The sequence below is a fragment of the Paenibacillus sp. NPDC058177 genome, from assembly GCF_042883835.1.
GTDB lineage: Bacteria > Bacillota > Bacilli > Paenibacillales > Paenibacillaceae > Paenibacillus_AQ > Paenibacillus_AQ agri.
The window spans coordinates 345,547-361,198 of record NZ_JBHVVB010000006.1 but is presented as its reverse complement, the minus strand read 5'-3'; the positions used below and the strand labels follow the sequence as shown (position 1 = coordinate 361,198).

The following is a 15,652-nucleotide window of genomic DNA, read 5'->3' as shown; positions in this document are numbered from 1 at the left end:
GTAAAGTTAGTGTTATCTATGATTTCCTGTGCTGGAATATTATTCAGGATATAGATTATTAATGATAGAGAAAATGGAGTGAGATAAGGTGAAATTTAGGAAAACAATGCAGCTGGCTATGGCCATTATCCTGCTGTTCGGAAGTTTGAGTCTTTGGGCCGGTGGGGCTAAGGCTAAGGCGAATGATATTTTGCCTGAATTTAAAGAAGGTAACAATTTTATCTATATTCTGAAGGATGGGGACGGGCAAAGCCGTGAGTTCACGTTTACAACGTATAATAAATTAACGGCTGATAATACGAAGATAAGGTTGTACAACAACCAGGTAGAAATTGATCCTCAAAACTATACTGTGGATTATGATCGTAATACCATTACGTTGAATAAAACGCCAGACCCGGGCGCCGAGCTTTATTTTACCTATAGCATCCATCCGACCTTTGAATGGAGAGAGTTGATCTCTGGATCAACCTATATTGGGAATACTTTAATTGGAGTGGACGGATCAACGAAGGTTTTTAAATTAACCACAAATTATATCCTTAATTCCAATAAGAAAGTTAGCTTATACATAGACGGTACTAAGGTGCCGACCTCGGAATTTACTTTCAATCTAGAAACTCAACGGATTACCCTTTCGGAGAAGCGTAAGGCACCTAGTGCCGAGTCCAAGGTTTATTTTTATTTTCCTGTCACTTCTATTGTGGGAACCAAAGCGTCTGGCGATGTTGCACAGGCAAATCCTTCGCTACCGCCAAATGGAATTGAAACACCAATCGGAACGGAGTCACCAGTTCCATCGGTTGAATCACCAATTGAAACGGAGCCACCAGTTGTATGGGTTGAACCAGAATTCCATATCCCTAGCGGAGAGAGTTATCCGGGTCAAATTACTCTGGGTGGTAACGGTAAAATCACCATAAATGTGACAACGGTGGTCATTCAACCAACATATACGACTTATCTTATGGTCAAAAATGCGAGTAATGAAGTTGTTAGGCAAATTCGGGTAACTCCAGGAAAATCCGTGACGTATACGCTGAACACGCAGCTAGGCCTTACTACGGGGGGGTACTATATTTATCTCAAGACCGTGAATCAATCTGGCGGATTGGCGGCATCGGTGCCACAATTTGTGCCGATAAATCTCGAGTCGAAAATTCAGGTGTTCGTAGAAGGGAAAATGCAAGCTTATACGCAAGCGCCTGTAAATGTAAACGGAAATGTACTGGTACCTTTTCGGGCGATTTTCGAATCCCTGGGTGCCACGGTGAAATGGGATAGCGCTACTCAGACTGTCACGGCAACTAAAGAAGGAAAGACGATTGTTCTTAAGATCGGATCTACTACCGCCTATGTAAATGGAGTACCCGTGACACTAAGTGCAGCTCCTCAGTTAATCAACGGCAGCACGATGGTGCCGATTCGATTCGTGAGCGAGGCACTTGGCGGATTAGTAGAGTGGAGCAAGAGCTCCAGTTCCGTTATTGTTTTTCAAAATACGCCTTCCATTCCTACAACCGCTGAGAGCGAGAAGCCTGCTCAGTCGGAAGCTACCAGTACATCACCGATCCTACAGAAAATATCTCAAGGCATTACCGCACCCACGGATATTGTATTCGTTATGGATGTGACAGGCAGCATGGGCGAAGTGATTGGTTATGTCAAAGAGACGGTGAAGAAGTTCGCTGATTCCGTTCCATCCGGTTCGAATTTCTCCATCGTAGCTTATCGGGACATTAATTATAGAAGCACATATAAAGATTTGGAGTTCTTCCCTTTCACTAATGATAAGAATGTTTTAAAGACGAACCTTAGCAAGCTGGTTGCGGCTGGCGGAGGGGATGAGAACGAATCTGGATTGGAAGCCATCCATATGGCTGCTCAGCAGCTGGCAGGACGTAAGAATGCAAAAAGGATTATTTTTATTACAGATGCACCTGTGCATGATAAAGGCGCTTCAATGGGGAAAACAAACCTCTCTCTTGGTCAGATTATAAATGAGCTGAAGACTAACAAGATTACCTTAGATGCAATTGCTCCAATGAACGGATTAGCAAATACGCAAATTATTCAGCTTGTAAATGCAGGTAAAGGAAAGATATATGATATCAAAAAGGCTTCGGTAACCTTGTTGGAAAAATAAAATAAGCTAATGAAAAAGCCGCAGAAATGATCTGCGGCTATTTTCTTCTATTACGGTCATATGTGGATACAGGAATGGAAGAACATTGCAAATTTTATATTGAAATCGATTTCATCGGCAACTATAATGGATTTAACAACCAATGAAAGCGTGATCAAATGAAGGATAGTAAAATCATAGATGTAGCGCAAAAAGCGAAGGTATCTCCCGCCACGGTTTCCAGAGTGCTCAACGGAAGCTCACTCGTAACGGAGAAGACGCAGAAGAAGGTGCTTCAAGCCATCCAGGAATTGAACTACACGCCGAATGCAATGGGAAAACAGCTTCGGTCGCGCAGGACGATGACTTTAGGTGTGGTGGTCAGGGATATCAGGGTTTCCTATAATGCAGAAATTATAAAGGGCATCGAGAACATGGCGAATACCCTGGGATACAAGATCCTGATCTGTGACTCACAGAATGAGAAGGAGAAAGAGGTAGAACTGCTCTCTCTGTTGCAGAACCGCACGGTGGATGGCTTAATTCTGGTGACCCCGCAGCTAAGCGACGAGGAGATTACCTCTTTTGCAGATGATGAGTATACGATTGGATTGATTGGCCGCCGAATTGAACATCCCGACATCCCTTGCTCCTTTACTGATAACAGGAGAATTGGCCGGGAAGTTGTAGAGCATCTGTTGGAAGCGGGACATCGCAGGATGGCGTTTCTCTGTGGGTTTGCCGATGCGACGGACAGTATTGAACGGCTGGAGGGTTATAAGGAAGGGCTTGCAGAGGCAGGCTTACCTTTTCTGCCTGAGCTGATAGACAACGGGAACTTCTCCGAGGATGACGGGTATGAAGCGTTTAAGCGGATTTGGGCGGGAAGCGGGGAGTTTACAGCTGTTTTCGCAGCCAATGACGAGATGGCGCTTGGTGTATACAAAGCTTGTGCCGAGCTTGGAATTTCCATTCCCGAACGCATGGCTGTTGTCGGGGTAGACAATATTCGGATTACTAATTATGTGGAGCCGAGGCTGAGCTCTGTAGAGCAGCCCTTATATGAGATGGGGGCGTTGCTTGCTGAGAAGCTGATCGGGCAGATCAAGGGCGATGAAGAAACCGGGCCACAGCTTATGCAGATTCGTTCGACACTCGTGATCAAAGGATCTTCGGGAAAAGGGGGCTAGGTGGTGCTTAAAATGCTGCGCGGGAAAGACACCAAGTATTACGGGAAGTTTTTTTCTGTGATGACGGTGACGATCTTTCTGACAATTTCAATCCTGTCGGGAATTCTGTATTTGAATTTTGAACGGATCGCATTGAATCAATCCTATGAGCAGACGATGGACAGCCTGGACCAGACAACACAAGAGGTCTCCGTGATGACCTTGACTGCTTCGACCTTTGCGAAGCAAATACACAACGATCAGAACATCGCTGACCTGCTGAATTTCCCCAATGTGAGCGCCATGGAAATCTCCGATGCGGTCAAGCAGATGAACAACTACAGGGAAACCTCGCCGTTTATTGATTCCATTTATATTTATAATGCGGTGGCGCACACCTTCTATGTTAGCTCAGACATGAGTGTCCCTTCGGTCTTCAGTGAGGAAGAATTTTATGACCAGGATATGAAGGAAATGCTGAAGCATATTGGGGACTACAACACGATGTCGCCTATTCCCCGTAAGCTGCGGATTGAAGGGCTAGCCGGGAATATCGCCGAGAAGGAACGCGACACGTACACCTTTTTACTGTATGACACGCTCGCCAAGCAGACTCCCCGCAATGCTGTAGTCGTTAATATTAAGGAAACCCAACTGCACAAACACATCGACGGTTCATTGACCAATGATGCCGCGAACACATTTCTCATCGACAAGGACGGTTTGCTAGTCTCCAACAGCTGGACTACACCCATGCTGACTGATATGAAAGGCACACCTTATATTGACCGCATCCTGAACAGTGGCGAGCCATCGGGTTATTTTCCGATGAAAGTCGGCGGTATCAAATCGCTAGTGACTTATAGCGAGCCCGATAACCTGGGCTGGCGGTATATCCGCATTGTTCCCTATACGCTGATCAGCGAACGGATCGACAACATGCGCACCAAGACCTTTTATACAGCAGGTCTTATTCTGCTCGCCGGGCTTGCGCTTTCCTTTGTGGTGTCAAAGCGCCTGTTCGCAGGAATCAACAAGAAGCTGTCCCGTCTTGTGAACCTCGAATCGGAACAGCGGGAGAGCCAGCAGGCCGTGCGTTCTGAATATATGAGAGGTTTGCTTAGCGGGTGTACCCGCAGTGACCCTTTAAGGGTCAAAGAGATGTTCCTGCGCTACGGAATCGGGCTGGACCCGGACCGTTCTCTGCGCGTATTTTTGATTACGATAGATGACTACCGGGCTTTGGTGGATCAGTACCAGCCGGAGGACCGCAAGCTGCTGCGCTATGGCATCCTTAATATTGCGCATGAACTGCTGATTAGTGCCGGACTTTCGGCAGCAACTGCTGACCTTGGAGATAATCGTGCCGTGATCATCATCCAGCCGGCGGATGCGGAGGTCGATGATAAGGAGATTTACAGGCGTTATGCGGGACTTATCCAAGAGGCTGTGACCCAGTATTTGAAGCTGTCCATCACGATATCTTCAAGCCTTAACGGAAAGGGCGTTCAGTCCTTGCATACCTTGTTTGAGCAGGCTGTCGAAGCTTCTTTTAGCCGGGTCTTCAGTGGTGCGGGGAGTTATATTGATGCAGAGACGGTCGAGATGAACAAGACCCGGAGCTATGAATATCCGATTCACAAGGAAAAGCAGCTGATCGACGAATTAATGCTGGGCCGAATTTCAGAAACTAAGCGGCTGTTTACTGATATTATCGGCGACACCGCCAACTATTCCTACATCTCATATCAGCTGGCGATCTCCCATCTGACCTATGCGCTGCAGAATGCGATCCGCACAATCCGGCAGCATTCTGCTGCCTCGGAGGAGCTTGCGGTTCCATCGCTGGATCTCTATAATCACACGCGAGTAGACACAATGGCAGAGCTAATGGAGCGCTATATGTCTCTGTTCGATTTGCTGGAGAAGCATATGGATGAGAAGCGGAAGAATCGGCAGGATGATCTGCCGGGACGCATCAAACGGATGATTGACGAGCGTTATGCGGATCAGAATCTGTCGCTAGAGATGTTGGCGGATGAAATGGGCATGTCAGCCACGTATATCGGTCGTGTATTTAAGCAGCATACCTTCCAGACCATTCTCAGCTACATCCAAGAGGTGCGAATGAACAAAATTCGCGAACTGCTGACACATAGCGATGATTGTATCGGCGATATCGCCGAGTCAGCTGGTTTTACCAATAATCCGTATTTCTATAAAGCCTTTAAGAAGCACAATGGTGTAACACCAGCCGAATACCGGAGGAATAGCAGACAACAGAAAGAGGATGAGGGTGGAGAGGGTGCGATTCTTGCCTGAACCACTTCAGCGGCACACTTTGAGGAAGGCTCGGGCAGGTACCCGGCCTTCCTTTTTTATCGGGACGAAATCTCGAAAACCCTTGGTATGACTGGGGTGTGTCAGAAAAAAAGAGTGAGTTCGGAAAAGAGTAGTGCCCCTTTTCGCTGAAAAGTGAGTCACATCGGGTATGGTTAGTTGCTGGGTTCCCCGCGGTCTTATAGTATTGGCATTGCAGCCGGAGAACAGCACCGGAGAGTGCAATATTTGATAAAGAAGGTTGAGGGAGGCTATACGATTATGTCTGGAAAAGGCGGATTGATCCGGGAGCTTAATCGAAACAAAGTATTGTTTCTGATGGTAGCTCCAACATTGCTGTTTTTCATCGTCTTCAGTTACATTCCTATGGTTGGTGTGTATTACGCCTTTACGAAATTTGATTTTGACGGGGGACTATTTGGAAGCGAATTCATTGGACTTAAAAATTTCGAGTTTCTGTTCAAGTCAGGCATCCTTTGGGATTTGACGAAAAATACAGTGCTCTACAATCTGGCGTTTATTATTCTCGGCAACATCATGCAGATCATCTGTGCGATATTTTTGGCCCAGTTGACCAGCAAGTGGTTCAAGAAGACCGCACAATCGCTGATGTTTCTTCCATACTTTCTGTCATGGGTACTCGTTGGGGCGTTCGTGTTCAACCTCTTCTCCGATCTTGGGGTAGTCAACAGTGTGCTGACCCAGCTTGGTCTACAGACCTACGATTTCTACCTTCAGACCGCTCCATGGAAATACATTATCGTGTTCTTCAACATCTGGAAGGGCATTGGTTACGGAACAGTCATTTATCTGGCGGCGATCATGAGTATCAGCGAGGACTATTATGAAGCGGCCAAAATTGACGGAGCCAACATTTTTCAACAGATTCGGCGGATTACGCTTCCACTGCTCATGCCGACCTTTATCCTGCTGATCATGTTCAGTCTCGGCGGTATTTTGAAAGGACAGTTTGATCTCTTCTATCAAATTATCGGCAACAACGGCATGCTGTACGAAGCTACGGATATCATCGATACTTACGTATTCCGCTCTCTGACAATCAACTTCGATATCGGGATGGGGACGGCGGCGGGTCTGTATCAATCCTTCTTCGGATTCGTTCTGATCATGACGGTGAACTACATTATTAAAAAGACGCACGAAGAATACGCGTTGTTCTAAGGGGGGATAAGCATGGGTACTGAAGTAGAAAAGCTGCCAGGAGTGCGCAGAAAGAAAACCGGCTCCAAAATCAAGCAAGACAAAGCAACCATTGCCTTTAATATTATCGGGTACACGTTACTGGCCCTGATTTCCATCATCTGTCTGGTGCCCTTTTGGCTAATTGTCGCGGGTTCGTTCACGGATGAGCTGGAGATTATCTCGGAAGGCTTCAAATTGTTCCCGAGTACAATCTCATTCGAAGCTTACCGCTCGGTGTTCAGTACACCGGAACAAATCTACCGTGCATACGGTGTGACGATCGGCGTGACGGTAGCAGGTTCGCTACTGGGATTGTTCCTGACCTCAATGGCGGGCTATGCGCTTTCCCGTAAAGATTTTCTCTATCGCAACAGCCTGTCGTTCTTCATTTACTTCACAACCCTGTTCAGTGGTGGTTTGATTCCATGGTACATCATGATGACCAAATACCTGGGTCTTAAAGATAGCTACTGGGCACTGATTCTGCCGCCACTGCTTAGTGCTTGGAATATCATTTTGATGCGAAGCTTCATGAAGTCCATCCCGGAATCTATTGTGGAATCTGCCAAAATCGATGGTGCTGGGGATTTCCTGATTTACCGGAAGCTCATTCTGCCGCTCTCGACACCGGGTCTGGCGACCATCGGGTTATTCCTTGCTCTCGGTTACTGGAACGATTGGTTCAACGCCAACATGTTCATCACAACCGGCGATAAATATCCGCTGCAATTCCTGTTGTACAAAATTCTGTCCAGCGCCGCGGTGCTACAGACGAATAACGGGTCGTATCTGGCGGCCAATGTTGTTCCACCTACCGAAACACTTAAGATGGCTGTGGCCGTTGTGGTTACAGGGCCGGTCGTTCTGCTCTACCCGTTCGTTCAGCGCTATTTCGTGAAGGGACTTACAGTAGGAGCTGTTAAAGGTTAGAACCGGATTCCCGGCTAACATAGCATGAGGCTTGAAAAATAGTGGGTTTAATGAGACAAACTTTTAAGGAGGAGTCAATGATGAGAAAGGTAACCAAGAGATTAACGCTCGTACTTGTCATGTCTTTACTGATCTCGCTGCTCGCAGCCTGCGGGGGCGGTAACAACAACAGTGCGGCACCGGAAAAAGAGAAAAACAACGGTAATACCGCACCGGCGCAAGGTGAAGCGGGCCCGGACACGTCGAAGAAGGTCAAGTTGACCTGGTATCTGGTTGGTGATGCCCATAAGGATCAGGACAAGATCGTTGCAGAATGGAATAAAATGCTGGAGAAGGATCTGAACACAACCGTTGACCTGAAGTTTACTACGTGGAATGACTGGTTGACCAAATACAACCTGCTGCTGACCTCCGGCGAGAAGATTGACATGATCTTCGCATCCAACTGGGCGGATTTCTACAAGCTGGCGAAACAGGGTGCATTCAAGAATTTGAAAGACCTACTGCCAACTTATGCACCAGTAACTTGGGCTAATGTGCCGAAGCAGGACTGGGATGCAGTAACGGTAAGTGATGGTATCTTTGCTGTACCGAACACGAATCCGGAGTATACGCCACTTGGCTATGTGTATCGTGAAGACTGGCGCAAAGAGCTCAATCTGCCGGAGTTTACTGATCTGAATTCCATTGAGGCCTATATGGATGCTGTTAAAACACAGAAGAAAGTGACACCGATCAACGGTGCTGCTTATGAGAACGTCAATGACCTGTTCAAGTTCTGGACAGATACGCAAATGATTACTGGTGAGATCGTTGGTGCAACTTCCTACGCAACACCGCGCGATATTCAGATCATTCCGTTCACGGATCAATACGAAGCTTGGGTTAAGAAAATGAAAGAATGGGAGCAGAAGGGCTTCTGGAACAAGAACTCGCTGTCCTCGAAACAGGAAGCCGGCGACTTCATCAAGACGGGTCAAGGTGCGATCTACTGGCGTAACCCGTCCAGTGCGGGCGGATTTATCAACGAAGTGCAGGCCAAAGGCCTCAAAATGGAAATAGGGTTCTTCCCGTTCACCCGCTTCCATAACTATGTCATTCCTACATTGCCGATTGCGAACGGTATGGCGATTCCAAAGAGCTCGGATAATGCGGAACGTTCCTTGATGGTACTCGATAAGCTGCGCAATGATCCTGCTTACTACAACTTAATGACTTATGGTATCGAAGGCACGCACTGGGCAAAAGGTGATGATGATAAGACCATTGTCATTCCGGCACCAGGTGTTGACCTGAACGTTACACCACGCTATGACATCGCAAGCTGGGGCTGGCGTGTAGAAGAGAACATTAAGAAAGAAAAAGGCGGCTGGGAAGGCCTCGACAAGCTGAAGGAAGAATTCAAACCGATCAGCAAGCCGGATATTCTCGGACAGATTTATCTGGATTACGATCCGGTCAAAACCGAGCTGGCTGCTGTTAACCAGGTATTTGAGCAATACGGAAAACCGCTGATGCTGGGCTTGACCGCTGATGTGGATGCATCCTTGAAAGTTTACCGCGATAAGCTGAAAGCGGCTGGTGTAGAGAAGCTGCTGGCTTATGTGCAGGGTGAAGCCAACAAGTATTTTGATGAAAAAGGAATCCAATAGAACAGGTGCCACGGGTTGGTAGTACCTAACGGTGCTGTCATCCCGGCACTAAAGGGAGCGACGAATTCATTTCGCCGCTTTTTTTCTTGAATACGTAAGAGAACAAGGAGAGATGACTGCAATGAACTATGAGAACAAACCGGTAGAAACGGTGGAAGTCTGGTTCAGCTCGGAGCAGGACCCGGGCAAGGAAAGCTGGTTTAAGGGTCCGCAAGAGCATACATATCACCTGAGCCAGCAAGCTGATTTGAATTGGGCCGTTCCCAGCCCCGCTGAATATGAAGATGAAGAGCTGACCACCCTGATTGTATCGCCGGAACTTACCTATCAGAAGATTCTCGGCATTGGAACCTCTCTGGAAGAGACGACCGTTTGCAATTTGTCGCTGATGAGTGCAGACGAGCGGGAGGGCATCCTGAAGCAGCTCAGTCATACTGAGGATGGTATCGGCTTCAATCTGTTCCGCATTACACTGGGAACCTCTGATTTTACAGCCGAGCGATTCTATACATATGATGATATGCCTGATGGGGAGAGTGATTTTGAACTGAAGCATTTTTCGATTCAAAAGGATATCGACCTCTCCATCATCGCTACGATTAAGGAACTGCTGGCGCTGGCACCAGATACGCTGCTGATCGCTTCACCGTGGAGCCCTCCCGCTTGGATGAAGACAAGCGGGAGCCTGAAACGCGGCCGCCTGAAGGAAGGCCGCGAGTATACAGATGCCTTGGCGAAGTATTATCGCCTGGCCATTCAGGCGTATCGGGAGCAGGGCATCCCGATCTATGCGATGACCCTGCAGAACGAGCCGCTGCTGGAGACGGATTATCCGAGCTGCCATATGCCGCCGGAGCGGCAGAAGGAGCTGGCGGTGGCGCTGGCGAAGGAATTCACAGCGCATGGACTGGATACGAAGCTTTGGATTTTCGACCATAACTTCGATGAGGTGTGGAATTATGTGGCGCCGATTCTGAATGATGCTGAAGCAGGCGCCGGGGTTCACGGCATTGCGTTGCACGATTATGAAGGCGAACCGGAGGTCATGAGCAAAATTCATGCCGCTTACCCCGATAAGCCGATCTATCTGACGGAGCGATCGCTGTGGGGGACTAGTGGCGCGGACCGGATGGCCCGCTACTTCCGGAATTATGCCAGCAGCTATAACGCCTGGGTCACGATGCTTAACAGCCGTATTGCCCCTCATCAATGGCTAGGGACGCCTGGACCAACGATGTTTATCCAGGATGCTAATGAAGCAGACCGCTACTGGAGAACCCCTGAATATTCCCTGCTGGGCCAGTACAGCAGGTTTGTCCGGCGGGGAGCTGTTCGAATCGGTAGCAGCTACGGCTCCGTCGACACCGTCACTAATGTGGCTTTCCGCAACGAAGATGGCTCGCTTGTGGCCGTGGTCATTAACCAGACGCAATCGGCACAGCCATTTCGCATTCTGTGCGCTGGCCGGCAGTTCGTCACAGTGCTCCCGCCGCAATCCGTCGGAACGTATCGCTGGTGGGATCAAGGCTGACGCATTGTCACAGTATAAAACTTATATAATTCAAGCCCTTCGCATCCTATTGAGGATGCGGAGGGCTTTTGCGTGGATGGAGAGGGCGGAGGCCTGCCCATTATGTTTGAATCCTTAGAGCGGCTATATTATGCTATATAAGCCGAACAAAAGAAAGTAACAAAAAGCGAGAAGGAACGCAGGGGGAAGTTTGGAACTGTAGGAGCGGTAGCGACCGCCTAAAAGCTTTCCGAAGGAAAGCTCGCGACGGAAGCATAGGCTGTCTCCAGATTTCAACCGCAAACAGCGGTATAATTAAAAGAAATCTGGAGACAACAGCGGCCGGAAGTCCAAACATTCCACCGTAGTGACGACTGAGCCTTACGTTCGGTTCTTAAGTTCGTCTAATATAGATTGACAAGACATTATGAGGAGAAACGTAACGGAGGAGAGGAGCATGCGGATGAAAAAGAGAACGGCAATGATTGTGGGGATGATCCTCATGCTCGTATTATTGTCAGGCTGTGCGAAAGGGAGCGCGCATGTTACGGTTCACAAAAATGGCAGTGTCGACCTTGCTGTCCATGTGAAGCTGGATTCCCGCACAGAGTCGCTAATCAGTGGCAAAGCTGAACAAATGCTGACAGACAAGCTGGCGGAGTCAGGTATAGAGCTCCACAAGGTGCAGGATGGCAAAGACGTGGACTATCAATTTATGAAAAGTTATTCCTCTATAGAGGAATTGAAAGCACAGCCCAGTGGGAGCATGAACATAGTCGATGCCAAAGTCATTACAGACCCCAAATGGCTGTACACCAAGTATGATCTGGAGGTTCAGCCCACGCTGAGCGCTTATTCTGAGCAGATTATAGATAGCCTTGGGATGTTGAATATCCCCAAATCGTTTGTGCGGATGTTTATGGAGAGCTTTGCTTTTGATTTTCAATTGACGCTGCCGGTGAATGTCTATGGGCCGAACAATGCTACCTCACAGGATGGCCGGACCTTGACCTGGCACATGTCACTCGGAAATCCCGAGCCGCTAAAACTGGTGGTTTATGCACCTAATATCAAGAATATCGTCATCACATTAGTAGCTGTTATCGTGATTCTGGTCTTGTTGATTACGTTGTGGTTCCGCAGAAAAAGAGGCCGGGATACACGTAAATTGGCATAATCCCAGTTGCAAATGAATGAGTTCATTTGTTATAATTAGTACCAAGTACTAATACTAGATGCTAAATAACGAGGTGAATGAATTGACAGGTGCGAAGATTACAGCTATCGGGACCTATGTTCCCGCGCAGAGGCTCACCAATGCCGATTTGGAAAAGATGGTAGATACCAATGATGAGTGGATCGTCCAGCGAACGGGTATCCGGGAGCGCAGAATCAGCCGCAAGGATGAATTCACCAGTGATTTATGTGTAGCTGCTGCAGAGGATTTGGCGAAGCGATACGGAAAAAATCTTCAGGATGTAGACATGATAATTGTCGCTACAAGCACGCCTGACTTTCCTTTTCCCTCCGTGGCTGCCTTGATACAGAACCGCCTGGGGATTTCGCAGACCGCTGGAGCCATCGATCTGAGTGCAGCTTGTGCCGGATTTGTCTACGGATTGCATATGGCCAATGGTCTTGTGGCTTCCGGACTGCATCGCAAGGTGCTGGTGCTGGGTGCGGATTCTCTTTCTAAAATTACAGATTACACTGACCGCAGTACCTGTATCCTGTTCGGTGATGGAGCTGGAGCGGTACTGGTGGAAAGCGGGGCCAGTTCTACCGGCTTCCTCGGCTTTCATATGGGGAGTGACGGCAGCGGTGGGCATCATGTATACCGTACAGGGCTATCCTCCAAAATTGAAGATATCGAGCTTGTGGATACCAAGCTGCTTGTGCAGAATGGGCGGGAGGTCTTCCGCTGGGCGGTTCGGACCGTACCACAAGGTGTGGAGCAATTGCTGGCCAAGGCAGGAACGACTCTTGCGAATGTGGACTGGTTTATTCCACACAGCGCTAACCTGCGGATGATCGAGCCGATTTGTGAGCGGATGAATTACCCGCTGGAGCAGGCGCTGTACAGTCTCGTTCATTTCGGCAACACGTCTGCTGCTTCTATCCCATTGGCGCTTGATCTGGGCATCCGGGAAGGCAAGGTCCAGAACGGTCAGACCGTCCTTATGTATGGTTTTGGCGCAGGGCTGACGCAGGTCGGGCAATTGGTGAAGCTGGAGCTCGATGAACAAGTGGCTGAACCTACGCCATTGTAAGGTGATCTTAATGTAAAAAGCGTAAGTGGGCCTATCCCGCCCCCGTTGCGCTAACATAAACAAACAGCCTGCCCTCGCATGTATCATGCTGGGGCAGGCTGTTTGGCTTTGCCGTCGTCAATTCTCCCGGCTGGCGGCAAAAGAGATGTCATCCTTGATCGTGCAGGTGACTGCCACAGGATTCGCGGACGATGAGTGCTGGCTCCACAACGAAGGAGCCGCCCTCGGACTGATTGTTGATCATGTCGTAGAGCATATGAGCGGCGAGAATCCCGAGCCGTTCTTTGTTCTGGCGGATCGTCGTCAGCGTTGGCGTCGTATATTTGCAGGCTTCAATGTCGTCGCAGCCGACCATAGCAATATCCTCTGGTATGCGTAGTCCATGTTCCTTCAATGCGCGGATCGCGCCAAGCGCCAGCAGGTCCGAGGCAGCGAAGATGGCCTTGGGCAAAGAGCCGGATTGAATCAGTTTCTGCATGGCGTCATAGCCGCTAGGCTCGAAGAAATCATCGCCATGAACGAACCAATTCTTATTGATATTCATGCCGAAGCCCTCAATGGCTTTAATGTATCCGGCTTCCCGCTGGTTGGAGATATCCGAATTGGCGGTGCTTCCGATAAAACCAAGCTCCCGGTAACCGAGCAGGTAGAAATGCTCAACAACCTTGGAGGAGATCTGATAGTTATCCGAGGTCACGTACCCCGATTTTTTACCCTTCAGCTCTAGATCTACCCCGATACAAGGTATGCTACTCATATCCAGTTCCTGAATGGCCGGCTCCATTTCTTCCCCTGAAATGATCACACAGCCGTCTACATGAAAATGAACACAGCGGGAAAAGTAATCGCCGCCGCTTAAGAATTTCTCATTGGAAAAGAAGATCAGATCATAGCCGAGCACACCCATCTGTTTCTTGAAGGCATTGAGTACGGCGAGAAAAAAGGGATGGGTAAAATCAACATTCAGCTCCCCGGCAAAAATAACACCGATCAGGCTGGATTTTTTAGTTGCCAGCGTCTTGGCGGAGTTGGAAGGAGAGTACCCGGTTTGTTCGATGATCTCCATCACTCGTTGCTTCGTTTTTTCGGAGACATCCGGGTAATTATTCATAATTTTAGATACTGTTGAGACCGATACGCCGGCCATTTCGGCAATCTTTTTGATATTCAACTGCAATGAAAAAGCCACCCTCCGGCTATATAAATTGAACTAAAGAAAAAACGGAAAAGGGAGAAGGAGTGAAGGAGAAGATTGGAACTGTAGGAGCGAAGCGCTCGCCTAATAGCTTTCCAAAGGAAAGCTAGCATCGGAAGCATAGGCTGTCTCCGGATTTCAACCGCTAAAAGCGGTTAATTTAGAAGAAATCTAGAGACAACAGCGACCGAAAGTCCAAGCTTCACCGGAGCGATGCCGATTCTTATGGTAGTATCTTAAGTTCAATGTATATAGAAATATAATTATGAAAAGGGCTGGATGCCAGCGCTTTCTTCAGTCGCATTTTCAAGTAAAATCTGGCACGAAAACAATTATATTTAAGTTTATGCTGAATGCCAAGGCAAGTCAAACGATAATGTTGGACCATTGAACAAAGTATACTCTTACAAAGCTGGATCACGCATCTGCTACAAAAAAGAGGTTCCCGCACAGCCATATATAAATTGGCTGACAAGAACCTCTAACAATTGTGGCCCTGCTATGTTTCTTTAGGAATCAACTCGAAGATTTTACCACTTTCCAGTGCTTCAATCAGCTTTAACAGCCAGCGGTAATATTTAACCGCCTCTCCGATCTTTTCCTCGTCGTTGTCCAGCAGCTTCAGCAGCTCTGCGTCATCGCTGTACTCTGCCTTCATATCCTTGATTTCATTCATGGATTTGGAAAGGGCATTCATGTTGCCCTCAACGGCTTTTCTCCATTTAATTGAGAAGTAATCGCTGAAATTCTGATGCCAGTCCGGAACCACCTCGAATAAATCCTTACGTGTGCCTTTTCCCCATACTTTATCAATCATTTTGAGGTCCAGCAGGGTACGGACGCCTGTACTCATGGATGTCTTGCTCATCCCCATAGTTTTACTAAGCTCGTCCAGCGTTACCGGACCCTGATTAAAGTACATATACCCGTATAAATGCCCTATAGACAGGGTGATACCGTATAAGTCCATATTTTTACCGATGGAATCAATGACTCGTTCCCGGGCTTTGCTGATTTTCTCGATTTGTTCGGGCGCAAGCCCTTCTAAATCATTCATGATGTCCCTCCTGAGGATTAGGCTAATAGACTGCAAACCTCTACTGTGTATTGTAATCAAATCATGGTTAATAAGTAAAGAATTCGAGACGAAAGGAATATGGCGTAAAACAGAGTATTCTTTGCGTATAGTTTGTAAAGTTAAAACTGTACACTAAATTTTATCCGAATATGCGCTTTGCATCTTTTTTCATAAGTCCGG

Annotated in this window: 11 protein-coding genes; 9 read left to right on the top strand and 2 right to left on the bottom strand. The window is 47.9% G+C overall.

What is annotated here, in order from left to right; genetic code table 11:
- Window positions 1–88 precede the first annotated feature (88 nt).
- The 9 genes from ACFVU8_RS23115 to ACFVU8_RS23075 all read left to right on the top strand — a co-directional run bounded on the left by ACFVU8_RS23115 (window position 89) and on the right by ACFVU8_RS23075 (window position 13,199).
- On the top strand, window positions 89–2,146 hold the full coding sequence (locus tag ACFVU8_RS23115; RefSeq protein ID WP_387430417.1) for a stalk domain-containing protein: 2,058 nt from the start codon (window positions 89–91) through the stop codon (window positions 2,144–2,146).
- A 158-nt stretch (window positions 2,147–2,304) separates the two neighbouring features.
- A complete protein-coding gene (locus tag ACFVU8_RS23110) occupies window positions 2,305–3,315 on the top strand; it encodes a LacI family DNA-binding transcriptional regulator (protein ID WP_387430415.1) in 1,011 nt (336 codons plus the stop codon).
- A 12-nt stretch (window positions 3,316–3,327) separates the two neighbouring features.
- Window positions 3,328–5,616 carry a helix-turn-helix domain-containing protein gene (locus ACFVU8_RS23105; RefSeq protein WP_387430536.1) on the top strand — a complete coding sequence of 763 codons (2,289 nt, stop codon included), beginning with the start codon at window positions 3,328–3,330 and terminating at the stop codon, window positions 5,614–5,616.
- A 279-nt stretch (window positions 5,617–5,895) separates the two neighbouring features.
- Window positions 5,896–6,816 carry an ABC transporter permease gene (locus ACFVU8_RS23100; protein WP_175371425.1) on the top strand — a complete coding sequence of 307 codons (921 nt, stop codon included), beginning with the start codon at window positions 5,896–5,898 and terminating at the stop codon, window positions 6,814–6,816.
- A 12-nt stretch (window positions 6,817–6,828) separates the two neighbouring features.
- Entirely contained in the window at window positions 6,829–7,767 is a 939-nt protein-coding gene (locus tag ACFVU8_RS23095) for a carbohydrate ABC transporter permease (RefSeq protein WP_066376197.1), read from the top strand.
- A gap of 77 nt (window positions 7,768–7,844) precedes the next feature.
- Complete coding sequence (locus tag ACFVU8_RS23090; protein WP_379467860.1) at window positions 7,845–9,419, top strand: extracellular solute-binding protein; 1,575 nt, start codon at window positions 7,845–7,847, stop codon at window positions 9,417–9,419.
- A 121-nt stretch (window positions 9,420–9,540) separates the two neighbouring features.
- Window positions 9,541–10,950 carry a glycoside hydrolase family 30 protein gene (locus ACFVU8_RS23085; protein WP_387430413.1) on the top strand — a complete coding sequence of 470 codons (1,410 nt, stop codon included), beginning with the start codon at window positions 9,541–9,543 and terminating at the stop codon, window positions 10,948–10,950.
- Between the two features lie 442 nt (window positions 10,951–11,392).
- Window positions 11,393–12,106, top strand: a complete 714-nt coding sequence (locus tag ACFVU8_RS23080) for a hypothetical protein (protein WP_387430411.1) — start codon at window positions 11,393–11,395, stop codon at window positions 12,104–12,106.
- Window positions 12,107–12,164: 58 nt separating this feature from the next.
- Window positions 12,165–13,199 carry a ketoacyl-ACP synthase III gene (locus tag ACFVU8_RS23075; protein ID WP_387430409.1) on the top strand — a complete coding sequence of 345 codons (1,035 nt, stop codon included), beginning with the start codon at window positions 12,165–12,167 and terminating at the stop codon, window positions 13,197–13,199.
- 148 nt (window positions 13,200–13,347) lie between these two features.
- Here ACFVU8_RS23075 and ACFVU8_RS23070 read toward each other — a convergent pair whose 3' ends face one another.
- Window positions 13,348–14,370 carry a LacI family DNA-binding transcriptional regulator gene (locus ACFVU8_RS23070; RefSeq protein WP_379468036.1) on the bottom strand — a complete coding sequence of 341 codons (1,023 nt, stop codon included), beginning with the start codon at window positions 14,368–14,370 and terminating at the stop codon, window positions 13,348–13,350.
- A gap of 523 nt (window positions 14,371–14,893) precedes the next feature.
- Complete coding sequence (locus ACFVU8_RS23065) at window positions 14,894–15,451, bottom strand: GbsR/MarR family transcriptional regulator (RefSeq protein WP_175371421.1); 558 nt, start codon at window positions 15,449–15,451, stop codon at window positions 14,894–14,896.
- Window positions 15,452–15,652 lie beyond the last annotated feature (201 nt).

Bases quoted from the DNA above. Each gene is read 5' to 3' on its own strand.
- ACFVU8_RS23095 (WP_066376197.1), top strand. From the start codon at position 6,829: ATGGGTACTGAAGTAGAAAAGCTGCCAGGAGTGCGCAGAAAGAAAACC.
- ACFVU8_RS23110 (WP_387430415.1), top strand. From the start codon at position 2,305: ATGAAGGATAGTAAAATCATAGATGTAGCGCAAAAAGCGAAGGTATCT.
- ACFVU8_RS23105 (WP_387430536.1), top strand. From the start codon at position 3,328: ATGCTGCGCGGGAAAGACACCAAGTATTACGGGAAGTTTTTTTCTGTG.
- ACFVU8_RS23075 (WP_387430409.1), top strand. From the start codon at position 12,165: ATGCTAAATAACGAGGTGAATGAATTGACAGGTGCGAAGATTACAGCT.
- ACFVU8_RS23080 (WP_387430411.1), top strand. From the start codon at position 11,393: ATGAAAAAGAGAACGGCAATGATTGTGGGGATGATCCTCATGCTCGTA.
- ACFVU8_RS23090 (WP_379467860.1), top strand. From the start codon at position 7,845: ATGATGAGAAAGGTAACCAAGAGATTAACGCTCGTACTTGTCATGTCT.
- ACFVU8_RS23085 (WP_387430413.1), top strand. From the start codon at position 9,541: ATGAACTATGAGAACAAACCGGTAGAAACGGTGGAAGTCTGGTTCAGC.
- ACFVU8_RS23100 (WP_175371425.1), top strand. From the start codon at position 5,896: ATGTCTGGAAAAGGCGGATTGATCCGGGAGCTTAATCGAAACAAAGTA.
- ACFVU8_RS23065 (WP_175371421.1), bottom strand. From the start codon at position 15,451: ATGAATGATTTAGAAGGGCTTGCGCCCGAACAAATCGAGAAAATCAGC.